General features: G+C 39.6%; 19 protein-coding genes and 1 pseudogene. 11 read left to right on the top strand and 9 right to left on the bottom strand.

The window, feature by feature from the left end:
* The first annotated feature begins 104 nt into the window (after nt 1–104).
* The 3 genes from glyA (at nt 105) to E0H89_RS16810 (ending at nt 2,500) form a co-directional block, all read left to right on the top strand.
* Nucleotides 105–1,358: a serine hydroxymethyltransferase gene (glyA, locus tag E0H89_RS00190; RefSeq protein ID WP_131213495.1), complete on the top strand. Its 1,254-nt coding sequence runs from the start codon at nt 105–107 to the stop codon at nt 1,356–1,358.
* Nucleotides 1,359–1,524: 166 nt separating this feature from the next.
* Nucleotides 1,525–1,929, top strand: a complete 405-nt coding sequence (gene rnk / locus E0H89_RS00185; RefSeq protein WP_131213493.1) for a nucleoside diphosphate kinase regulator — start codon at nt 1,525–1,527, stop codon at nt 1,927–1,929.
* Between the two features lie 439 nt (nt 1,930–2,368).
* Nucleotides 2,369–2,500 carry a hypothetical protein gene (locus E0H89_RS16810; RefSeq protein WP_284066403.1) on the top strand — a complete coding sequence of 44 codons (132 nt, stop codon included), beginning with the start codon at nt 2,369–2,371 and terminating at the stop codon, nt 2,498–2,500.
* A gap of 465 nt (nt 2,501–2,965) precedes the next feature.
* Here E0H89_RS16810 and slyD read toward each other — a convergent pair whose 3' ends face one another.
* The 3 genes from slyD to E0H89_RS00170 form a co-directional block, all read right to left on the bottom strand.
* Nucleotides 2,966–3,448, bottom strand: coding sequence for a peptidylprolyl isomerase (slyD, locus tag E0H89_RS00180; RefSeq protein ID WP_131213491.1), 483 nt, complete (start codon nt 3,446–3,448; stop codon nt 2,966–2,968).
* 136 nt (nt 3,449–3,584) lie between these two features.
* The gene (locus tag E0H89_RS00175; RefSeq protein ID WP_131213488.1) at nt 3,585–4,871 is read right to left on the bottom strand and encodes an NAD(P)/FAD-dependent oxidoreductase; all 1,287 of its coding nucleotides are present in this window, start codon (nt 4,869–4,871) and stop codon (nt 3,585–3,587) included.
* Nucleotides 4,872–4,993: 122 nt separating this feature from the next.
* Entirely contained in the window at nt 4,994–6,304 is a 1,311-nt protein-coding gene (locus E0H89_RS00170) for a D-alanyl-D-alanine carboxypeptidase PBP6B (RefSeq protein WP_250697798.1), read from the bottom strand.
* A gap of 179 nt (nt 6,305–6,483) precedes the next feature.
* Here E0H89_RS00170 and E0H89_RS00165 point away from each other — a divergent pair, with 179 nt between their 5' ends.
* The gene (locus E0H89_RS00165) at nt 6,484–8,187 is read left to right on the top strand and encodes a M61 family metallopeptidase (RefSeq protein WP_131213484.1); all 1,704 of its coding nucleotides are present in this window, start codon (nt 6,484–6,486) and stop codon (nt 8,185–8,187) included.
* Between the two features lie 53 nt (nt 8,188–8,240).
* Here E0H89_RS00165 and E0H89_RS00160 read toward each other — a convergent pair whose 3' ends face one another.
* Both E0H89_RS00160 and E0H89_RS00155 read right to left on the bottom strand, forming a co-directional pair.
* Nucleotides 8,241–8,693: a hypothetical protein gene (locus E0H89_RS00160; RefSeq protein WP_250697797.1), complete on the bottom strand. Its 453-nt coding sequence runs from the start codon at nt 8,691–8,693 to the stop codon at nt 8,241–8,243.
* A gap of 255 nt (nt 8,694–8,948) precedes the next feature.
* Nucleotides 8,949–9,046 (bottom strand): annotated as a pseudogene (locus E0H89_RS00155) (hydroxyisourate hydrolase); the annotation flags it as partial.
* A 644-nt stretch (nt 9,047–9,690) separates the two neighbouring features.
* Here E0H89_RS00155 and E0H89_RS00150 point away from each other — a divergent pair.
* On the top strand, nt 9,691–11,928 hold the full coding sequence (locus tag E0H89_RS00150) for an NADP-dependent isocitrate dehydrogenase (protein ID WP_131213997.1): 2,238 nt from the start codon (nt 9,691–9,693) through the stop codon (nt 11,926–11,928).
* Between the two features lie 125 nt (nt 11,929–12,053).
* On the opposite strand, the gene E0H89_RS00145 is transcribed toward E0H89_RS00150, so the two are convergent.
* Nucleotides 12,054–12,875, bottom strand: a complete 822-nt coding sequence (locus tag E0H89_RS00145; protein ID WP_131213480.1) for an rRNA large subunit pseudouridine synthase E — start codon at nt 12,873–12,875, stop codon at nt 12,054–12,056.
* A gap of 523 nt (nt 12,876–13,398) precedes the next feature.
* Here E0H89_RS00145 and E0H89_RS16595 point away from each other — a divergent pair.
* The 3 genes from E0H89_RS16595 to E0H89_RS00135 all read left to right on the top strand — a co-directional run bounded on the left by E0H89_RS16595 (nt 13,399) and on the right by E0H89_RS00135 (nt 16,340).
* Nucleotides 13,399–13,539: a hypothetical protein gene (locus tag E0H89_RS16595; RefSeq protein WP_250697796.1), complete on the top strand. Its 141-nt coding sequence runs from the start codon at nt 13,399–13,401 to the stop codon at nt 13,537–13,539.
* An 848-nt stretch (nt 13,540–14,387) separates the two neighbouring features.
* Complete coding sequence (gene icd, locus E0H89_RS00140; RefSeq protein ID WP_131213478.1) at nt 14,388–15,641, top strand: NADP-dependent isocitrate dehydrogenase; 1,254 nt, start codon at nt 14,388–14,390, stop codon at nt 15,639–15,641.
* A gap of 183 nt (nt 15,642–15,824) precedes the next feature.
* Nucleotides 15,825–16,340, top strand: a complete 516-nt coding sequence (locus E0H89_RS00135) for a M23 family metallopeptidase (protein ID WP_250697795.1) — start codon at nt 15,825–15,827, stop codon at nt 16,338–16,340.
* 15 nt (nt 16,341–16,355) lie between these two features.
* On the opposite strand, the gene E0H89_RS00130 is transcribed toward E0H89_RS00135, so the two are convergent.
* Complete coding sequence (locus E0H89_RS00130; RefSeq protein WP_131213474.1) at nt 16,356–17,534, bottom strand: YbfB/YjiJ family MFS transporter; 1,179 nt, start codon at nt 17,532–17,534, stop codon at nt 16,356–16,358.
* 231 nt (nt 17,535–17,765) lie between these two features.
* Here E0H89_RS00130 and E0H89_RS00125 point away from each other — a divergent pair, with 231 nt between their 5' ends.
* Nucleotides 17,766–19,748 carry an acyltransferase family protein gene (locus tag E0H89_RS00125; protein ID WP_131213472.1) on the top strand — a complete coding sequence of 661 codons (1,983 nt, stop codon included), beginning with the start codon at nt 17,766–17,768 and terminating at the stop codon, nt 19,746–19,748.
* A 52-nt stretch (nt 19,749–19,800) separates the two neighbouring features.
* On the opposite strand, the gene E0H89_RS00120 is transcribed toward E0H89_RS00125, so the two are convergent.
* Entirely contained in the window at nt 19,801–21,231 is a 1,431-nt protein-coding gene (locus tag E0H89_RS00120; RefSeq protein WP_131213470.1) for a pyridoxal phosphate-dependent aminotransferase, read from the bottom strand.
* Nucleotides 21,232–21,460: 229 nt separating this feature from the next.
* Here E0H89_RS00120 and msrB point away from each other — a divergent pair, with 229 nt between their 5' ends.
* Both msrB and E0H89_RS00110 read left to right on the top strand, forming a co-directional pair.
* Nucleotides 21,461–21,880: a peptide-methionine (R)-S-oxide reductase MsrB gene (gene msrB, locus E0H89_RS00115; RefSeq protein WP_067724171.1), complete on the top strand. Its 420-nt coding sequence runs from the start codon at nt 21,461–21,463 to the stop codon at nt 21,878–21,880.
* A complete protein-coding gene (locus E0H89_RS00110) occupies nt 21,877–22,359 on the top strand; it encodes a glutathione peroxidase (protein ID WP_131213468.1) in 483 nt (160 codons plus the stop codon). Before msrB ends, E0H89_RS00110 begins: the two co-directional genes overlap by 4 nt.
* Nucleotides 22,360–22,459: 100 nt before the next feature.
* On the opposite strand, the gene dapC is transcribed toward E0H89_RS00110, so the two are convergent.
* Nucleotides 22,460–23,629 carry a succinyldiaminopimelate transaminase gene (dapC, locus tag E0H89_RS00105; RefSeq protein ID WP_131213466.1) on the bottom strand — a complete coding sequence of 390 codons (1,170 nt, stop codon included), beginning with the start codon at nt 23,627–23,629 and terminating at the stop codon, nt 22,460–22,462.
* Nucleotides 23,630–23,636 lie beyond the last annotated feature (7 nt).

Below are 23,636 nucleotides of genomic sequence, written 5' to 3'. Positions count from 1 at the left end.
ATTTAAAACTGAACAAAGTTCATTCTCGATATTTATAAACTTCATGCTACAATACGCGCCAATCTTAGCACGGCTTAAAAGCCCTAATTTATAGGACCTCGCTAATGTTTGCCAATATCTCGATTTCTGAATTCGACCCAGAATTAGCTAAAGCAATTGATGCTGAAGGTGAGCGCCAAGAAGCGCACATCGAGCTAATCGCTTCTGAAAACTATTGCTCTCCAGCAGTTATGGAAGCTCAAGGCTCAAAACTCACTAACAAATATGCGGAAGGCTACCCTGGTAAACGCTATTATGGCGGTTGCGAATATGTAGACATCATCGAACAATTGGCGATTGACCGTGCTAAAGAACTCTTTGGTGCTGACTATGCTAACGTTCAGCCACATGCCGGCTCACAAGCAAACTCTGCTGTTTACCTAGCGCTTCTTAATCCAGGCGACACAGTTTTGGGTATGAGCTTGGCTCACGGTGGTCACTTGACTCACGGTGCAAAAGTTAGCTTCTCTGGTAAAACATATAACGCGATTCAGTACGGCTTAAATGTTGAAACTGGCGAGATCGATTACGAAGAAGTTGAACGTTTAGCTGTAGAGCACAAGCCACGCATGATCGTAGCTGGTTTCTCTGCATATAGCCAAATTGTTGACTGGCAACGTTTCCGTGAAATCGCGGATAAAGTGGGTGCTTACCTGTTTGTAGACATGGCTCACGTTGCTGGTCTGGTTGCTGCGGGTGTCTACCCAAGCCCAGTACAAATTGCTGACGTTACTACGACTACAACACATAAAACACTTCGTGGCCCACGTTCAGGTTTAATCCTTGCGAAAGCAAATGAAGAAATTGAGAAAAAACTTCAATCTGCAGTATTCCCAGGTAACCAAGGTGGTCCATTGGTTCATGCTATTGCAGCTAAAGCAATCTGCTTTAAAGAAGCAATGACTCCTGAATACAAAGAATATCAAAAACAAGTTGTGGTAAATGCTAAAGCAATGGCTGAAGTATTGATCGCACGTGGTTATGATGTAGTATCTGGCGGTACTGAAAACCACTTATTCTTACTGTCATTGATCAAACAAGACGTGACTGGTAAAGAAGCGGATGCTTGGTTAGGTGCTGCTCACATTACTGTGAACAAAAATGCTGTACCAAATGACCCACGTTCTCCGTTCGTAACTTCTGGTATCCGTATTGGTACTCCAGCTGTAACAACACGTGGTTTCGGTGAAGCTGAAGTACGTGACCTAGCAGGTTGGATTGCTGACATTCTAGATGCCAAAGGCGACGAAGCGGTAATTGCTGCGGTTAAAGAAAAAGTTGCTGCTGTATGTGCTAAATTCCCTGTTTACGCAAAATAAGTTAAAGACTTGAGAAAGCCCCCCTCAAGGGGGCTTTTTTTATATATGATTAAAGGTCATATTCTTCAAATATTATATTTCTGCTATAACAGAATAATACTCCATAAAAGATATAACTCATTTTGCTATTGCTGTAATGACATCTTTCTTTCAAAGGAACAGGTAAATGGCTAGACCAACAATTATTATTTCACAACAGGATCTTCAGCGTTTAGAAACCATGCTTGAGCATCAATCTAAACTGAGTCCAACGATGCAGCATCTTGAAGACGAAATTGCCCGTGCTGATGTAGTGGCTCCCCAAGATGTCCCTCAAAATGTAGTCACTATGAATGCGCGTGTGCGTATTATCATTGCACCCGCTAGTGAATCTACGGATATTACCCTGGTTTATCCACATGATTTTCGCGGTGAAAAAGGCCAAGTCAATATACTTGCACCGGTAGGCGCAGCAATTTTGGGACTGGCAGAAGGACAGGAAATTGAATGGCCACAGCCAGATGGTCATTTAATGAAAGTGAAGATTGAAAAAGTGTTGTATCAGCCAGAACGTGAAGGCGATTATCTATAATCGTTTTGAATAAATAGCCCCATATTTAGGGGCTTTTTTAATGGGTAACTTTAAGCTCAAATTTTTTTGCTTATTTTACTGAAGTGGCTGCTAAAAGATCACTGTCTAAATCAGAAAACTTCAACACTTCAGCACGTATTGTGTTGATCACTGTCAAAGCTTTGGCAGTGTTTAGGGCATATTAAGGGCAGACTATATTTCAACAAAAGCTGGCAATAATAATTGAAATATAAGGAATAGCCATGAGTCAAACTCAAATAAATTCCTATGTCCAAATTACTAATATCAACCTATTCAAGTGAAACCGATTACCTGTCGCATTGGTACAGAAATTGAAGGAATCAAATTATCTTTCAAGTGCTAAGCTATTTCTTTAAAAATCATCAGCATTTAACCGATGATGAACAGGAAGAAGGCTTTACTGCATTAGTAGGCGCCTTTGAACCATTCAACAGTGCCGGTAAAAAATGGAACAGTCCATAAGCTTGAGCTGGATTCACGTGGTGGCAAAGCAGACACTTGGCATACCGACATCAGCATTATTGAGGATTATCCAAAAGCTTCCATTTAACGCAACAATAGATTTTATTTTCTCAACAAAAATTGGGTGATAGGTAGATGTTATTGTGTGGGTATATGCAGATCGGTTAGCTGCTTAGTGACGGTAAGTTTAAAGTCAGTGATTAGGTGAAAAGGTATGCGGTGTTTAATTGGGTACTATTTTTACAGCAAAAAACGCTAATTTGTGATTTTTATGCGGTCTATAAAAAGTCAAAGTTGCCGTGATGGCAGGTGTTCCGACCAACCTTAAATAAGCAACTGCAATATTTTATCCAACAACGCATTGTAGAGTGGAGTTATAGCCAAACTCGTATTATTGATATGCAGCGTTTAAAACAAATGAGCTAGTTATAGAAATATTACTAAACTTACTCAACACACTGAAATTTTCTAAAATAATTGAACGGGTTATAAAAAAATTAAGCCAATAAAAAAAGGCAAAGTAAAACTTTGCCTTTTTTGATCTGTACCGATCTTAGTGGTGGTGACCACCCGCGCCGTGTACATGACCGTGTTCTAATTCTTCAGCAGAAGCTTCACGAATTTCAACAATTTCAACTTCGAAAGTTAAGTCTTGACCAGCAAGCGGGAAGTTAGCATCCACAACGATTGTGTCGCCTTCAACTGCTTTAACAGTCACGATTTGCACGCCATCATCGGTTTGAGCTTGGAATTGCATACCTGGCTGGATGTTGTCCACGCCTTGGAACATTTGAGCAGGAACTTCTTGAACCATTTCTGGGTTATATTCGCCATAACCTTCAGCAGCAGGAACGTTTACAGTAAATTTATCACCAACAGTTTTGCCTTCTAAAGCATTTTCTAAACCTGGGATGATGTTACCTGCACCGTGCAAATATGCAAGTGGTTCACCTTGTGATTGGTCGAGAGTTTCGCCTTCTGCGTTAGTCAACGTGTAGTGGAAAGAAACCACGAGGTCATTTGCAATAGCAGTCATGTTATTGATCCATTCAATTTTTAAAGGGGACATCATAAAGTGAAAAGCAGATTTTGTAGATCCATAATTATCAAAAATCTGCATTTTCTACATTTTTAATGGCATTTTGTTAATAATAGGGGCGGTTTTTTAAATTTCAATGCAATTTTATCTTTGGACCTGTTTTTCTTGTGACAAAATCTTTGGCAGTCAAAATTCCCGCATGGGTATAACCATGAATCGCGGCTTGATGCAGTCGATATAAAGAAACATACATTGATTTCGCCAGAAAACCTTGCACATTGACTTGCCCGAGTAATTCTCCTACTGCTTTATTATGACTTAATGACACCAGTGAGCCTTTGTCGGAAAATTTAAACATCGGCTGTGGTTTGCCTTGAATACGAGCTTTCATGGCTCTGACCAAGAAACTAGCCTGTTGACTGGCTACTTGAGCACGTGGGCCAAGTACAGGTTCATCTGCAGCCGGTTGGCAATGAGCGCAGTCACCAAAAGCAAAAACATTCGGGTCAGATAAAGTTTGCAGCGTTGCATACACTTTTAGCCGGTGAATATTGTCTTTTTCAAAGTCTTCTAATTTTTCCAGAACAGCAGGGGCTTTAATCCCTGCCGCCCAGACTTTCAGGTCCGCGTCTATAGAGTTTCCATCGGCAAAGTAGACTTTCTCGTTATCTACTTTGGATACCCGATGCTGGGTTAAAACCGTAATACCGAATTGCTCTAATTGATGACTGGTATGCTGTGCGATGGTTTCAGAAAGCGCAGGTAATATCCGGTCGGCCGCTTCTATGACAGTAATATTGACATTTTTCGGATGAATTTTATTTAGCCCATATTTAAAGAAAGTCTGCTTGGCTTGATACAGTTCGGCTGCAAGTTCGATACCGGTTGCGCCTGCACCAATAATGGCAATATTTAAGGTACGGCTGATTTCATGGTTCTGTGCTTCTAAATATAAATGCAATAAATCTTGCTGAAATACATCTGCCTGTTTGCGGCTATCCAGAAAATGACAGTGCTGTTTCACACCTTCGGTATTAAAGTCATTCGAAGTCGAACCCACGGCAATAATGAGGGTATCGTAATCCAGACGAATATTTTTTTGAGTTCGATCAAGTTTGGATCGCTGCGATGTTTCAAGAACGATTTGTTTGCTTTTCTGATCGATCTCGATAAAGCTCCCTAAGACAAACTCATAATAATGTTTGGCAGAATGGGCGAAATAATTGGTTTCTTCAGCGTGTGGATTGAGAGTGCCTGCCGCAATTTCATGTAATAGCGGTTTCCAGATATGGGTCAGTTTCTGATCTACCAAGGTGATTTTGGCTTTATTACTTTTACCTAAAGTATTGCCCAGTTGGGTGGCCAGTTCTAAACCGCCGGCACCACCACCCACAATGATAATTTTATGTAGATTGCTCATATTTAACCTATTTATTATTTTCAAGACAAAAAAAAGAAGACGGCATCAATATGCCATCTTCAATTCATTGCTTTTGTTTAGATTGTTATACAGCTTACATAATTTAAAGAAATGTCACGCAATTAGCCTAGAGGATACGTTTTAACTTCCACTTCATCACTAGAGAAGAAAGTGAAAAGCTGTTTAAACCAAATGGCAATTTTCTGGAAGAAATTGGCTTCTTCAATTTGTACATCATTTTCAATGGCAATGGTGCGAATCAACTGGTTGTTTTGGTAAACCTGTACGGTTGCCAATTCCATCACTTTAGCTATTGGAGCGGTCAGGAGTTTTTCTTTAATTTCGACATTTAAGTGAGTTTTGGTTTCTTGTAATGGGTCGATTGCCTGAATTGTTCCATTACCTGTATTCAACATAATGCGCTGATTCACGGTGTCATAGGTTTGCAGATCAATCGCATAAGGCTGGTCATATAAAGACGTGGTAATAATTTGCGGTTTGCTGGTTTCCAGTTTAAACATTTTTAAAGTGGACTTAATCACCGGTAATTCAGCAATCAGCTGCTTGTCTTTAATCGCCACTTCATTACGCGTATAGGTATAAGCCATGTTCAGCAGGGTATGGGCAATTTCAGCACGTTTTAAAGCATTTTTTGTACCCATAACCACCACAACCAGACGACGTTCAGGCAATTCAGGATTACCAGTAGGACGGTGTGCAGTAAGTGCCAGGTTATAACCTGCGGCTTTGGTAAAACCTGTTTTTAAACCATCAACACTTGGGTCAAATTTGAGTGCCAAGTTGGTTGCACGATGAAAACGCTGGTTATAACTGAAACTCGGCATCACTGAATAATGCAAGTATTCAGGTGTCTCTGCTGTAAGTGCCTGACCCAATAGTGCCATATCGTATGCTGAGGAAAAATGATCCGGCATGGTTATACCGGGCGCATTAGCAAAATGCGTATCGTTCATTCCCAAGGCTTTGGCTTCAAGATTCATACGCTCAATGAAAGCAGGTACTGTGCCTGAAATGCGTTCAGCTAAAGTTACGGCCGCATCATTGGCTGACATTACGATCAAACCTGCCAGCAATTGATCAACGGAAATCTGTTCACCTTCTTTCAGGTACATTTGTGATTCATCCCACTGCACCATTTTGACTACTGGTGTTGCAGTGATGATTTCATCCTTTTTTAAATGACCTGCTTCAATTTCTTTGAGCGCAATATAAGCAACCATCATTTTGGTCATGGAGGCTGGCGCACGTTGCTCATGGCTATTGTGCTCAGCAATCACTTGTCCAGATTGGGTATCAAGAATGGTCCACGCGGGTGCTTCGACGCTTTCCGGAACGAGGTTCAGTAATGCGGCATTGACTATTGTGGAGCACAACAAACTGAGTGATGCGAGAAGGTAGATAACAGCTTTCAATGATGTTCCTTTAGTTGCCAATCCATTGACTTTAAAAATGCAAAAAACCTTGGGCATGCTATGCTTTTTTCTTAATAATGGCTAGTCAGAATTGTAGACAATTGCGACAGTTCAGCATTGTTTTACAAAAAAATGCTAAGCTAGCCCTAAGTTCAGTTTTTTATTTTGTATTGCCCATTATGTTGCATTATCAAATCGAATTTGACGATTATCGTCAGCATTTAATTCACGTGACTCTTCGTTTTTTAGCAGATCCTACTCAAGTATTATCACTCCCAACCTGGATTCCGGGAAGTTATCTGATTCGCGAGTTTTCCAAGCATCTTGAGTCAGTTAAAGCCTACGATGAAGATGGCCGAATTCTGCAAATCCAGAAATTCGAAAAGAATAAATGGCGTTTATTTAATACCGATCATGAACTGATTACAGTTGAATATGATGTATATGCCTATGATCTGTCTGTACGTGGTGCATATGTCGATCAAACACGTTTATATGTGAATCCGGCTTGTGCATGCTTGGGACTGGAAGGTCAGGAAGATAAAGCCATTGAAGTTGAAGTATTCCTTCCGGAAGAACTGAAACACTTCCAATTGGCTACAGGATTGGAAAATAAGAGCTTGGTTAAAGGCCGTCATACCTTAAAAGCCAAAAACTATGCGCAGCTGATTGACTCGCCATTTGAACTGGCAGAGCAAACCCGTTTCAGCTTTGAAGCCAATGGTATTCCGCATGAGTTCGTGGTTTCAGGCAAACACAGCATGAATGCCGAACGTATGCAGCAAGATATTGAAAAAATCTGTAGCACGGAAATTTCAATGTTTGGTTCGGCGCCATTTGAAAATTATACCTTTATGACGATGGCAACAGGCAATAGCTATGGCGGTTTAGAACACCCGAATAGCACTAGCCTGATTACACCACGTGATGACCTGCCAAAAATGGATGAGCCTGTTGAGCCTTCAAAAGATTATCAACGTTTCTTGGGTTTATGTAGTCATGAATATTTCCATTCTTGGCTGGTGAAATTTATTCGCCCAGAAAATTTTGTTAATTACGATTTGAATAGAGAGGGCTATACCTCACTGCTTTGGATCTTTGAAGGCTTTACTTCTTATTATGATGATCTGATTTTGCTGCGCAGTGGTGTCATCAATCAGGAATCGTATATTGCTTTATTAAAAGCACAGATAGATCGTTACTTGCAAAATCCAGGTCATGCGATTCAAACCGTGGCAGAATCTAGTTTTGATGCATGGGTAAAATTCTACCGTCAGGATGAAAACTCGAATAATGCAGGCACCAGCTATTACAACAAAGGTTGTCTGGTTGCACTGTGTCTGGATTTAGGCCTTCGACTGAAAGGTTCAAGCCTTGATGCACTCATGCGTAAGCTGTATGAAAATGCGCAGAAGGGCCTTCAAGTAAATGAGCGTACCATCTTTGATTTGTGTCATGAGTTGACGGGTCATAGCTGGCTTGAGCAAATTAATCATTTGATCAATACCACAGACGAATTGCCACTGGATCAGTTGCTGCCCGAATTTGGTCTAAGCTTTGAATTGAAAAATGAAAAAGCTTTGCCATTCGGACTCAAAGTTGCAGACAAACCTGAAGGTGTGGTGATTCAACAGATTCGCCGTGATAGTGCAGCGGCTAAAGCCGGTCTTTCTGCTAATGATGTGATTGTTGCGATTGATGGTTTAAAAGCGTCTGAAAAACTTGTTGAGAAATATTCGAAACAAGAAGGCACTTTCGCTGTGTATGCATTCCGCCGTGATGAATTTATTCAGTTTGAAGTCGAAGGTGGTGCAATTGATTTGACCACAGTTGACTTGAAAGTTGAAGATCAGGCGAAAGCAGAGAAGTGGCTTAAAGCTTAATTTGCTAGTTTTATTAAAGTCATGTAAAACCGATACTTAGGCATCGGTTTTGCTTATTCAATAGAAATATATTTTCTACAAATATTTAATATAGATGAATTAGTATATTTAAATTCTTCCATAAATTCTGCTCGATTATCTCTGTATTCAAAAAAATCTATAGCCGACCAGGGATAAAACCCTTCAAGATAGTTTATATGATTTTGAAGTAGTTCCCAGCTTTTACTATCAATTTGCCTTTCTAATAAAACTTGTAGTTGTTGAGACTTTGAGCGTAAAGGAACAGCAATCTGAATAAGTTCAGAATATACCGATTTATATTCAAACTCCTTTGTATAAATCGAAAATTGATATGTCAGTTTATATATTTCTGAGGTAAATTGGCTGTGAAGATCCCAAATTTCTGTAACCAACTTGGAAGTTAAAGAAAGGTTATGTTGATGTTTCCAATTTAAAACTAATATTGCTGCAGTTACTGCTGCAAAAATTGTTGCTGCAGAACTCAATATAGAGATTAAAAAATTAAGATGATCATAATTGTCAGTTCTGGTAAGTAACCATCCACCGTACCAAAAATATAAAATATTGATGCCTAAGAAAGCACTGATTAACAAAATAGTAATATGAGTCGAGAGTAGTAATCTCAAAAAACTTTGAAATAATTTTGATAGCATTTGGGACTAATTATTTTTTAGATTTCTACAAAATGCATTAAAAGTTTATTTAGATCAATGATTAATATTTTTATGTATCAATTATCTCTAGTAAATTGAATATCCATAAGGACTTAAAAGTAGCGGAATATGGTATTGCTCTAAATTAGCATCAATCAAAAAACTACAGGTACTTTAGGAAAATACTTTATTTATCATTGTTCACACTTTCATTTACTTAACCATTTATCACCTTGCTGAGCTTCAAGTACAACCTTTATATCTTGGACTCTCCCACAATATCCTGTTGAAAATTACCGCTCGAAAGCCTTTAAAGTTTAGTAAAACTTAAGTGAGGAGTGCATACCTCATTGCGACAATTTTTTTCGGCTGATCAGGAGAAAACTGCAACGTATTCCTTAATAGATAATTTATTTGCATGATACCCAACATGTTTTAATAAATTGGGTTGTAAAACAGTAAATCAATTAGTTTGGATTTTAATCAATATTGTGAGTTTTTTTGATTTAAATTATTGATAAATATATATTATATATTATCCAAGCCTTGATTCATTACTCATGCAGTTAGGTGTGCAGATGTAGCTGTAGATAACGACTACAAGTACCTATATTCGAAAAGAGACGAAATTTCAAGTAGAATATAAGGATTGGTGAACAACACCGATGTATACGAATTTTCAGCCAGACAGCAAGATGAAAAGATATTGTTGTTTAGCTGAGGTGCAATGAGCACCGATACTTTCGATGTTTTATTTAAGCAAATCGGTTCGCAGGGTCGGGTCAAAAGCTCGATCCTCAAAAACTCAATCCAACGCAAGGGGCTATATATGGCTGGTGGAAAGTCAACAATCATTTACACACTGACTGACGAGGCGCCATTGTTGGCGACTTATTCGCTACTGCCGATCATTGAGACCTTTACTAAGCCGGCCGGTGTCGAGATTGTCAAAAGTGACATCTCTGTAGCGGTTCGTGTGCTCGCAGAATTTGCAGACTGCCTAAATGAAGAGCAGAAAGTTCCCGATACCCTCGCGGAGCTAGGTCGTCTTACTCAAGATCCAGACACTAACATTATTAAATTACCGAATATCAGTGCCTCTGTTGGCCAGCTAACAGCGTGCATCAAAGAGCTTCAATCTAAAGGCTACGCGATCCCTGATTATCCGGAAAATCCAACGACTGAAGAAGAAAAGTCAATCAAGGTTCGTTATGGCAAATGCTTAGGCTCTGCTGTAAACCCTGTATTACGTGAAGGTAACTCTGACCGTCGTGCGCCTGCTGCTGTAAAAAATTATGTGAAAAAACACCCGCATTCAATGAGCGAGTGGAAACAGTGGTCACAAACCCACGTTTCACACATGAGCGAAGGCGACTTCTATCACGGCGAAAAGTCAATGACCCTTGACCGCGCTCGTAACGTAAAAATGGAACTTATCACCAAGAGCGGTGAAACCATCGTTCTTAAGCCAAAAGTTGCGTTGAAAGATGGCGAAATTATTGACTCAATGTTTATGAGCAAAAAAGCACTTTGTGACTTCTACGAGAAAGAACTTGAAGATTGTCGTGAAGCAGGCATTTTGTTCTCTTTACACGTTAAAGCAACCATGATGAAAGTTTCGCACCCGATCGTATTTGGTCACTGTGTGAAAATTTACTATAAAGAAGCGTTTGAGAAGCATGGCAAGTTATTTGACGAGCTAGGCATTAACATCAATAACGGTATGGCGGGTCTCTACGAGAAACTTGAAACTTTACCTGCATCTCAGCGTGAAGAAATCATCCGTGACTTGCATGCGTGTCAAGAACACCGTCCAGCACTTGCAATGGTTGATTCAGCAAAAGGCATCACTAACTTCCATTCACCAAACGACGTAATTGTAGATGCTTCTATGCCTGCAATGATCCGTGGTGGCGGTAAAATGTGGGGCGCTGACGGCAAACCTTATGACTGTAAAGCTGTAATGCCTGAATCGACTTTCGCACGTATCTACCAAGAAATGATCAATTTCTGTAAGTGGAATGGCAACTTCGATCCAAAAACAATGGGTACTGTACCTAACGTTGGTTTGATGGCGCAAAAAGCGGAAGAATACGGTTCACACGACAAAACTTTCGAAATTCCTGAAGCGGGTATTGCCAACATCACCGATCTTGAAACTGGTGAAGTGTTGATGACTCAAAACGTTGAGGAAGGCGATATCTGGCGTATGTGTCAGGTGAAAGACGCACCGATTCGTGACTGGGTGAAACTTGCGGTAAATCGTGCGCGTAACTCTGGCATGCCTGCGATCTTCTGGCTTGACCCGTACCGTCCACACGAAAATGAATTGATCAAGAAAGTTGAGAAATACTTGAAAGATCACGACACGACTGGTCTTGATATCCAAATCATGTCACAAGTACGTGCAATGCGTTATACGCTTGAACGTGTTGCTCGTGGCCTAGATACAATCTCTGTAACGGGTAACATCTTACGTGACTACCTGACTGACTTATTCCCGATCATGGAATTGGGTACGTCTGCGAAAATGCTTTCTATCGTGCCGTTAATGGCGGGTGGTGGTATGTACGAAACGGGTGCAGGCGGTTCTGCTCCTAAACACGTACAACAGTTGGTTGAAGAAAACCATTTACGTTGGGATTCACTCGGTGAGTTCATGGCACTTGCTGTTTCTCTAGAAGAGATGGGCATCAAAGAAGACAATGCTGCTGCGAAGTTACTGGCTAAAACTTTAGACCAAGCGACTGGCAAATTGCTCGACAATGATAAATCACCTTCACGTCGTACTGGCGAGCTCGACAACCGTGGCAGTCACTTCTACCTGGCGAAATACTGGGCTGAAGAACTTGCTGCGCAAGACGAAAATGCTGAATTGAAAGCGAAGTTTGCTCCGCTTGCAAAAGCATTGGCTGAAAACGAAGACAAGATTATTGCTGAACTTGCTGAAGTTCAAGGCAAACCAGCAGACATCGGCGGTTACTACGCTGTTGATCAAGCGAAAGTAAATGCTGTGATGCGTCCAAGTGTGACGTTGAATACAGTGCTTGCAGCTGTTACAGCTTAATGAATGTAATGCAAAGCCGACTTTGTCGGCGATACAAAAAAAGCCGGTGCATATGCACCGGCTTTTTTTGTTCGTAAGCTTACGATACAAACTTTCCCAAAAAAGGAACTTGTTTAAACTAAATCTTAACGACCATTACGTCCACGACCACGAGGGGTTTTGGTATTTGGGCGTGTCGTACCATTGGTTTTACGACGAGGTTTATCTGCATCGTCCATTTGCCAAATACGCGTTGTACCACCGCCAGCTTTTTTCTTGCCTTTAAATGGCGCTTCGCCTCTTTCTTCACGAGCTTTATCTTTAGCAACCGAAAAATGCTGTTTTTTGGTCGGGGTCTTTTTCGCAAAAGAACGACCTTCATACGGTTTATCCGCAGGAACATCTTTAAAGTCTGGGTAAAGTAAAGGCTCGATCTCAACTTGCTCACCTGGTTGCAAGCCAAGTTTTACAATGCTAATGCTACCAATTTGAGTGCGAATTAAACGTAAAGTAGGAAAACCAACTGCAGAGGTCATACGACGAACTTGACGATTGCGCCCTTCACAAATTTGAATTTCTACCCATGAAGTTGGAACACTGGCACGGAAACGTACAGGTGGTGTCCGTTCCCATAACCAATCAGGCTCGTCAATTTTTTTTGCCTGAGCCGGCAGGGTGATGCCATCTTTAAGCTCAACGCCTTTACGAAGTTGCTCTAAGGCTTCTTCAGTGATGTCACCATCGACCTGTACTACATAAGTTTTAAACTTTTTGTTGGCAGGGTTGGTAATGAACTGGTTCAAACCCCCATGATCCGTCAAGAACATTAAACCTTCTGAATCTAAATCAAGACGACCAGCAATACGCAGGTCAGGATCTTGAGTAAAATCAGCCATGGTTTGATGTTTCTCGTCGGCACGGAATTGGGAGAGAACGTCATAAGGTTTATTAAGAATAACTATTTTCACAGTAACCTACTAAAAAGATTAAATATATTTTGTTGTGGTTTTCGAGTTACCCGTTTAGTTACCCGTTTTGGGAGGTGGGGGTAAAAGGCGGTAAAGAAAAGCCCACTATGTGGGGGCTATCATATCAGATTCTGTTTTGTGTTCTTCAACTTTATTCTTGACCTATTATGAATACTAAGACCTATTTTTTTCTAAAAGTTGAATAGGATGTTTAATTTTGTAGAGTTCAGCAAGGCATGAACTATTTAGTCCGAATGTTGTAAACAATGTCGACTTATGAAACCTCCTTTAAAGTTTGTAACCTTAAGCGATAACCTCATTCCTCGGTCAAACTGTTTATGGTGGCTTCTGAAATCAATCATTCTGCGATAAATGACATTCAGGCATCCAAGAGCTGATTTTTTAATTTCGTATATGATGACTTACATATAGTACAAAAAATAATCAAAAGTGATTTGGAAAGCTACAAATTTGAATGATAGTTTAATATTCATATATTTATTTTAATAATTTGAGGTGAAGAATGAAAATGCTGGCCCTATTAAGTGCAGGTATAGCAGCGAGCTATTGCTATAAAACCGTGAAGACGAATAAGCAAAATTCGTCAAAACCTAATTTTGATGAAATTATTAAACAATCGCTACTTAAAGATTTCCTGGTCTAACGCAGGAAAATATTAATTTTGATAGATTTGATAAAATAAAGAGATTATTGAAATGATATCAGTGGAAATGAAATGATACGAGTAAAAACTCAGTTATAAAAATTTTATTAACCCTATTAAATTTTGGAAATTTAGATAAATTTCTAAAAAATATAACTTAACTAGGATATTTGGAAATAGACCAGTTTTATAAAACCTACTTATTCAACAGGGTAACAGTAATATCTTGTTTTCACTTCAATAACTTAAAAACAAAAAATATAAAATTGTGAATTAAAAAGCCTATTTAAGTTGAGAGAGTTAGGTACACTTTTTATTAACCTCTAAATTAAATAATATGCTTACCATGTACAGGTGGTAACAATGAACTTTTTGTATCTATAGATAATATATTAAAGGATTTTAGATCGCATAAGTATGATGCTGACTGGGGTTCAATAGAAAAATGATTTAGTCATTTTAACTGAACCTGGCGATATCAGGATCAGTAAAATTTACTTTACTTTAAAGATACCGGTTTTTATATTCAATAAAAATTGATTAAAAAAGATTAAAGTTATGATTAGGTGTTTTTAACTTATATAGAGTAGATAAATATAATTCATTAAAGAATAAGGAATGCAGAAATATTAAGAATGACGACTTTCATAAAAAATGACCAATTTGATAATCATCAAGACCGGAGCGTTGAGTTTTATTTCAGCGAAAAATGGGGTTATTTCCCGTCTAAATCTCCAAAACACTAAAATTCGATTAAAGTATTTATGCGATATGATAAGAAAAGTTGAAAGTATTGCTGTCTGACAATTATTTTTAAAGTCATTTGCTACAAAGGGAGAACTTGTACAATGGGTTATCAGAAAATCATAGTTCCTGTGGATGGTAGCAAAATTACCGTAAAGGCAGATTTATCACTGAATGTTCCAAATAATCCGATCATTCCTTTCATTGAAGGTGATGGAATTGGGGTAGATATTACACCAGCGATGAAAGCTGTAGTAGATGCCGCAGTTCAAAAAGCCTACGCTGGCAAACGTTCGATCGAGTGGATGGAAGTTTACTGCGGCGAAAAAGCAGATAAAATCTATGGGACTTACATGCCGGAAGAAACGTTTGAAGCGCTTCGCGAGTTCGTTATTTCGATTAAAGGCCCATTAACCACTCCTGTGGGTGGTGGTATTCGTTCTCTCAATGTCGCTTTACGTCAAGAATTAGACCTTTACGTATGTGTACGTCCAGTTCGCTGGTTCGAAGGTGTTCCTTCTCCAGTGCATCATCCTGAACTGACTGACATGGTGATCTTCCGTGAAAACTCTGAAGATATCTATGCGGGAATTGAATGGAAAGCGGATTCACCAGAAGCCAAAAAAGTCATTAAATTTCTGAAAGAAGAAATGGGCGTGACTAAAATCCGTTTCGAAGATAACTGTGGTATTGGTATTAAGCCAGTCTCTAAAGAAGGGACTCAACGTCTGGTTCGTAAAGCCATTCAATTTGCAATCGACAATGACAAGCCTAGCGTGACTTTAGTTCACAAAGGCAACATCATGAAGTATACCGAAGGTGCATTTAAAGAATGGGGTTACGAAGTCGCGCTTGAGCGTTTTGGTGGTGAACTTCTTGACGGTGGTCCATGGGTCAAAATCAAGAATCCTAAAAATGGTAAAGACATCATCATTAAAGACGTCATTGCCGATGCGTTCTTGCAACAAATCCTGATGCGTCCCTCGGATTACTCCGTTATTGCCACGTTGAACTTAAACGGTGACTATATTTCTGATGCACTTGCAGCGGAAGTGGGTGGTATTGGGATTGCTCCTGGTGCAAACATCGGGGGTGCAATTCAAATGTATGAGGCGACTCACGGTACTGCACCTAAATATGCTGGCCAGGACAAAGTAAACCCGGGTTCAATCATTCTTTCTGCGGAAATGATGCTGCGTGACATGGGGTGGACTGAAGCTGCTGACTTGATCATTAAAGGGATTTCTGGTGCCATTGCCGCTAAAACTGTGACTTATGACTTTGAGCGTTTAATGCCTGACGCGACTTTATTACGTTGCTCTGAATTTGGTCAAGCCGTCATCAACAACATGGAATAAGTCACAGACTTGAACTTTGTATGGGAAAAACCTGCATTTGTTGCGGGTTTTTTATATTTACAGAAATCATATTTCATTCAATAGAATTAAAAACTTAAGATGAAATTGATTAAATCACTTTAATTCTTGAAATTAATGCATCAGCATCGAAAAATATTCAAAAAGAGTTCCTACATATGTTTAATGATGACATTCATGCTGCTTTCAGGTTGTCAGCCACCATCGTCTGGCGAAGCAGTGGGCATTCGTTATCCAGTTTTATATATGCAATTACAACAAATGGACTTGCCTGAACAACTTGCAATGCCGGTTGAAAATATTAAAGCTCGTCAGATTAATGATACTTGGGGTGCAGCACGTAGCGAAGGACGCAAGCATGAAGGCATTGATATTTTTGCCAAGCGAGGCACTTTTGTACTGAGTGCAACACAAGGGATTGTCACTCGAGTCGGAACTAATAATTTGGGGGGTAAGGTGGTCTGGATTACTGGGCCGAATTTAAGTCGACATTATTATGCGCATTTAGACGATTATGCGGATCAGATTCAAGAAGGAGACTGGGTAGAAGCCGGTCAAGTGATTGGTTATGTAGGAAATACCGGTAATGCTAAAAATACACCGCCCCATTTACATTATGGTATTTATTTCAATGGGCAAGGTGTGATCAATCCTTATCCTTATCTGGTTCCAGATTCTTAAAAGTATCAGAATAAATCAGATTTCTTTCATCTTCTGACCTTGATCCGAGCGGGTATACCAAGCCAATTGTAAAGTTCCCAATAATAGAACCACAGTAGCCAATATAAACTGTTGATGATAAGTTACACCGAAATGTTGCAGGGCACTAAAACTTAATCCGCCAATCAGCTGCACAGATGCAAAACACAGCGTGGCTATACTCCATAGTTTTTTATAAGCCAGACCATAGAGTTGTAAAATCGTATAAGAGGTCAAAAACACCACGGCCGGATTGAGCATTCCTGTAAAGAAGGAGGAAGCAAAAGTCAGCAGCTGACTGGTGTTTAATGTGGTAATAAAAATCGCCAGGATATATAGACTATACAGAATTTTCAGGCTGGTAAAATTGCCAAATTTTCTTGCCAGTGAGTAAGCGGCAAAAGCCCCCAAAGCACTGCCTACGCCATACAGAATCCAGTTAAAATTAATCCAGAACAGAGTCAGCCCCAGTTCATGGCTGAGATAGTCAATCCAGAATAATGAATGCGGAATATAGGCAAATGCACTGCAAGCATACACAATCATCAAGCTATAAAAGAGTGCATTGAGTGGAGTCTTAGGTACACTCTGAACGGTTTGTGCAGACAAATAATGCTTAAATTGTTGCAGCAGCAGACTTAAGCAACCACAAATAATCAGTGCAAACCCACATAAAATAAGCCAGGCTGTCTGTATCGAAATTTGATCCAGATAAGGCAAGAAAAGCGTAGCTATTAAAACCCCGAGACCAATTCCACTAAAGCCAATAAAATTAATTTTAAAACGATCCTGAATGTCGCAGCATTGTGCAACCACACTAGGGGATAAGATCATTAACAAGCCACCGCTGATCCCCGAAACCACACGCCAGAAGATATACCAAGCTTGAGGGAAATTTGCAAAAGCACAGCACATTAAACTGAACATTCCCGCAAGTGCGGCAATTTGAATGTAAAGGGTCATGCTTTTGTTTTGAGGCAGTCGCATGGCTACAAAAGCGCCCATCAGATAGCCGAGTAAATTGGCACTCCCTAAAAGACTGGCAAAACTGCTTGACCAGTCAAATGCTTCACGTGTGCTGGGTAAAAGTGCGGTATAGGAAAAACGTAAAATACCAATTCCTAAACACATGCTGAGGCATAAAAAAAGACTAAGCCTGATATTGTTTGGGGACATCCGTGTGCTCGTAGCTCTTGGGTATTAATTCAATATAATAAATAACATGAGTACTAAACAATGAATAGGATCAGACCTTACAAACGCTGCACAAATATCGATGTTTGACCCATTAAGCAATATTTAAGACAACTCTTATAGAGTTGGGCGGCAGATAGCCCTTTATTTTGAAAATTGAATTTTTTCAATAAAGGCATACAATGCCGCTACTTTATTATACTTTTTAGAATTATGAATTTCTCATATCGCGCTGATATAGATGGCTTAAGGGCTATCGCCGTTTTATTGGTGATTTTTAACCATATCGGATTATCTTTCTTTTCTGGAGGATATATTGGTGTCGATGTCTTTTTTGTGATTTCAGGTTATTTAATTACCCTCATTTTAACCCATGAAATTCAGTCCAAACGGTTTTCTATCGCACGCTTTTACAAGAAGCGCGTGGTACGTCTAGCACCTGCTTATTTTACGGTGCTCAGCGTGGTTAGCATCATTGCTTGGCTGGTGATGTTACCAGGTGATCTGACTCAATATTTTGATAGTGTCATGTACGCAACTTTGCTGATGGCGAATATCTATATGCGCAATGAAGTAGGAGATTACTTTAGCCAGAGTGCTGAAAGTATTCCTTTATTGCATTTGTGGTCGCTTGGGGTAGAAGAGCAGTTCTATATTTTCTGGCCTTTATTATTATTGCTGTTTGTTGGAAAGGTATCACGTAAATATAGCTGGGCTATAGTCACGACATTAATCGTGGCCTTATTGTTTTATGCCCAGCATAAATTGACGCAAAATGCAGAGAAGGCCTATTTCAGTATGCCAGTACGTGCCTTTGAGTTGCTCATTGGTGCATTGATTGGCTTTTTGCCACAGCTTAAGCTGCCAAAAAAAATAGTGCAAAGTCTGGTTTGGGGCAGTTTAATCGTATTGTTTGCGGCAGCAGCGTATTTTAATGAAAAGACTCCATTTCCGGGAGCAATGGCGCTTATCCCATGTTTGGCAACAGCTTTCATTATCTATTTGGGGCAATGTTCACCTTCAACTAACCTGTTACTCAACAATCCTCTGAGTACTTGGATTGGAAGGATTTCCTATCCTCTGTATTTATGGCACTGGCCTATTATTGTATTGTTTGGCATTTATATGCGGCCATTAAATACAGAAAATCAGGCTGTGATTGTACTATTGTCTATCCTGTTGGCATTTTTAACTTATCAACTGATTGAAAAACCAAGCAAACGTTTTGTGATGATGGCCAATTACAAAGTGATAATCATCGGTTTTCTGGTACCCGCCCTCAGTTTTATTGCTGTTGCAAAGACCATCAATATCAATAAAGGTTTTCCAGAACGATTCCCTGAATCTATTTATATCAAGCAACAAGCACTCAATTCATTTGCCCATGTGATCCGAAATAAATGTATGGATATTGAAGATCCGAAAATATTACCTGAGCAGGATGATTGTGTTTTGGGCAAAGCGAAAGCTAGTATCGATTTTTTATTGATCGGTGATTCTCATGCCAATGCTTATACCGCAATGCTGGACGTATGGGCTAAAGATGCCAATTTACGCGGTTATGACGTTACTCAAAGTTCAACTTTCTATTTGCCTGGTGTGCAGCGTTTTGACTCTAATTTTAATCGATGGGAAGAGCTGAGTGAATTTAAATTAAGAAATGAGGCCATTACCGCTCATCTTGCAAAAACACATTATCCAAGCATTGTTTTAGCGGGTTCATATGTACCGTATTTTGGTCATGAGATAAAACTTGAAGATGATATTCATCATTCAAATGAAGAAATATTCAAAAACGGTTTCATGAAAGCGCTGGAAATTGCCTATCAGTCCAGTGATCAGGTCATATTGCTCAATGATGTCCCTTGGTTAGATCAAGATGGAGTGCCGGCAGATTGTAATCTACGCAATGAAATTTTAAACACAGAGGCCCAATGTACTGTTTCTAAAAGCAATTATGAAACACAGCTCATGAAATTTAATCGGATTGTTGCAGAAGCAAAACTGAAATACCCTGACTTGAAAATTATTGATCCGACGAAGGTGATGTGTAATCAGCAGACCTGTAAAATTATGCTCAACAATGTGCCTTTATACCGAAATAAAGACACCAACCACATTAATAATCAGGGTTCTCGGCAATTAGGGATTGAATATTTAAAACGATATGGTAATCCGCTGAAAGATCAAAAATGAATTGCAGACATAAAAAACCGCGCTATATAGCGCGGTTTTTTAGCATTTTTAATTAACGCATTTTTGCCAGGAAGCGACCTAAACGGGTAATCGCTTCACGTAATTCATTTTCAGCCGGCAAGAACACTACACGGAAATGATCTGGAGTCGGCCAGTTGAAACCGGTCCCTTGAACCAGTAACACTTTTTCAGCACGCAAAAAGTCGAGCATGAATTTTTCATCATCCTGAATTGGATAAATCTCCGGATCCAGTTTAGGGAAACAGTACATTGCACCTTCTGGTTTGACACAAGATACGCCGGGAATTGCATTCAGCATTTCCCAGGCGATATTGCGTTGTTCATATAAACGACCACCTGGACGAATCAAGTCATTGATGGATTGATAGCCACCAAGTGCTGTTTGAATGGCATATTGCGCTTGATGGTTGGCACATAGGCGCATTGAAGCCAACATGTCTAAACCTTCAATGTAGTCCATTGCACGTGATTTATCACCGGTAATGGCCATCCAGCCTGAGCGGAAACCTGCAATACGATAGGCTTTAGACAAACCGTTAAACGAGACACACAGTTGATCACCAGCAAGTGCAGCCACTGCCACATGTTCAATGCCGTCATAAACGATTTTGTCGTAAATTTCATCTGCAAATAAAATCAGGTCATATTTTTTTGCAAGTGCAACAATTTGTTCCAGTACATGACGTGGGTAAACTGCGCCTGTTGGATTATTCGGATTGATAATCACAATACCACGGGTATTGGGGGTGATTTTACTTTCCATATCCGCAATGTCAGGATACCAGTAGTTCTCTTCATCGCATTTGTAATGAATCGCCGTACCACCTGACAGGTTTACCGCAGCAGTCCACAAAGGATAATCCGGCATGGGAACCAGCATTTCATCGCCATCATCCAGTAATCCTTGCATTGCCATGACAATCAGTTCGGATACCCCATTACCGAGATACACATCATTGACATTCATATTCAAAATGCCTTTTTGCTGGTAATACTGACAAATTGCTTTACGCGCAGGAAAAATCCCTTTCGAGTCTGTATAACCTACGGCATTCGTAAGGTTTAAAGCGACATCGTTAATAATTTCTTGTGGTGCTTCAAAGCCAAAAGGGGCAGGATTACCGATATTGAGCTTAATAATCTTATGCCCGGCTTCTTCCATTTCGTTGGCCGCTCGTAACACAGGTCCGCGAATGTCGTAGCATACATGCTCGAGCTTAGACGATTTCTTAATTTCGCGAGGGGTTTGGAAAGTGTTCGGCATTTTAATGTTCTCGGAAGGAGTGGAGGTCACTTTTGCATAACGATATAAATAACTTTTAAATGTCTCAGTTGTTACTAAATCAAGATTGTGTTCATCTCGAAGTAAAGCAACAATTTTTTCGTGCGTAAATCCTGCCTGTTGATACTGTCTAATCAAAGGAAGCAAATTTTTAAAAATAACGCTCTTTTTTTGCGACATTTTTTAATCCTGAGCAAGCTTATGATAAAGAGTAACACTAAATTTGCTCACAAAAAAGCATTTCTTAAATGAATTGCTCACTCTATTTTTAAAATTTGCTTACTTTTTGCTTTTTTAGAGAAATTATAGGTCTTTTGTAAAATGTTAACGAAAGACTAGAAATTTAAATATGAATGACGTAAATATAGGATTATTTTATTTTAAATAGCAAGAAAGAAGGTGCGTAGCCATGGGAAAACTCAATAAATCAGACCGAGAATGGCAAAGAGAGTTATCACCTGAAGAGTTCCGTATTACACGTCAAAAGGGAACAGAGCCTGCATTTACAGGTAAATACTGGAACACAAAACAAGATGGTACTTATGTCTGTCGTTGTTGTGGCGAGCCGTTATTTAGCTCAGAGACAAAATATGATAGTGGTTGTGGTTGGCCAAGCTTCTATAAAGCCTTAAATAATTCTGCAATTGAAGAACATCAGGATACGACCCATGGTATGGTGAGAACTGAAATTGTTTGTCATCATTGTGACGCACATTTAGGGCATGTTTTTGAAGATGGTCCACAGCCAACAGGGTTACGCTATTGCGTAAATTCAGCTTCATTAGAATTAAAAACACAAGAAAAAAATGACGAGGAAACATATCCATGACCAACATTTATCAGTTTGAGGCTGAGTTGTTAGATGGAAAAAATAAATCATTTGCCGATTATGAAGGTAAGGTTTTATTGATTGTAAATACTGCAAGTAAATGCGGTTTTACCCCCCAGTTTGCAGGTCTTGAAAAGTTGTATGAGAAATACAAAGATCAAGGTCTCGAGGTTTTGGGATTCCCCTGTAACCAGTTTGGCGGTCAAGATCCTGGCTCTAATGAACAAATCGGGGCTTACTGCCAAAAAAACTATGGGGTAACATTTCCCATGTTTTCAAAGGTGGATGTGAAAGGCCCAGAAGCGCACATTTTATTCCGTTATTTGACTAATAACAGCAAAGGAATTCTAGGCAATGGGATTAAATGGAATTTTACCAAGTTCTTGATTGGTAAAGATGGCAAGGTGTTAAACCGTTTTGCACCGACCACGAAACCTGAAGAATTAGAAAATGAAGTTGAAGCTGCTTTGGCAAAGTAGTCAAAAGCAATTACTGACTAAAGTAAAATAGGGCGATCAATTGATCGCCCTAAATTTATCTAAAAAAATGCTGTTTAGATTTTTTAAATGAGTAGAGTGTTTATAAAATCGCTTTTAAACGCTGAATGGCTTGTTCACACTGCGAAATATCTGCAACCAAAGCTAGACGTACATGGTTTTCACCCGGATTGCCTTGTTCGGTATCACGAGACAGATAACGTCCAGGAAGCACTTTAATATGCGCTTTTTCCATTAACATTTTTGCAAAAGCTTCATCATTGTCGACTTTTAACCAGTAATAAAAGCCTGCATCCGGTTTTTTCAGTGGCAATAACTGACCGAGTTCATTTTGAAATAGTTCAAATTTGGCACGATACAGTTTACGGTTTTCTTCCACATGTGCTTCATCATCCCAAGCGGCAATAGACGCCAGTTGATGTTGCACCGGCATTGCTGCACCGTGATAAGTACGATATTGCAAATACGGTTTAAGTAATGCTGCATCACCCGCTACAAAACCTGAACGCATACCCGGTAAGTTTGAGCGTTTAGAAAGTGAGTGAAACACGACACAGTTTTTATAGTCGTCACGTCCAATTTCAGCACAGACTTCAAGTAAGCCGACTGGTGCTTGATCAAACCAGAGTTCTGAATAACATTCATCCGACGCAATGACAAAGTCGTATTTGTCTGAAAGTTCAATCAATTTCTTGAACTGTTCTTTAGACAATACCGCACCGGTTGGGTTACCCGGTGTGCAGACAAACAGTAATACTGTTTTTTCCCAGACTTCTGCAGGAACGGCATCAAAATCACCGAGGTAATTGTTTTCTTCAGTACAGTTAATGAAGTACGGTTTTGCCCCTGCAAGTAAAGTTGCACCTTCATAAATTTGATAAAAAGGATTTGGCATAACCACATAAGGTGCATCTTCACGGTTCACCAAAGCTTGAACAAAAGAGAAGATCGCTTCACGTGTACCAGATACAGGAAGAACATTACTTTCAGCACTCATGCTATTCAGCTTAAAACGACGAGTAAGCCAGTGGGCAATGCTTTGACGCAGCTCTGGTAGGCCTTTACTGTTTGGATAAGTCGATAAATGCTTAAAGTTGTCAATAATTGCCTGTTTTACAAACTCTGGCGCAGGATGTTTCGGTTCACCAATCGATAATGGAATCAGTGGTAAATCTGCAGGTTTTATATCCTGAAAAAGTTTATTTAACTTTTCAAAAGGATAGGGGTGCAACAGTGACAAACTTGAGTTCATGAAATCG

The sequence above is a fragment of the Acinetobacter sp. ANC 3781 genome (genome assembly GCF_004331285.1).
GTDB lineage: Bacteria > Pseudomonadota > Gammaproteobacteria > Pseudomonadales > Moraxellaceae > Acinetobacter.
Note: the sequence above shows the minus strand (reverse complement) of the source record. Positions and strands in the feature narration are given on the sequence as shown.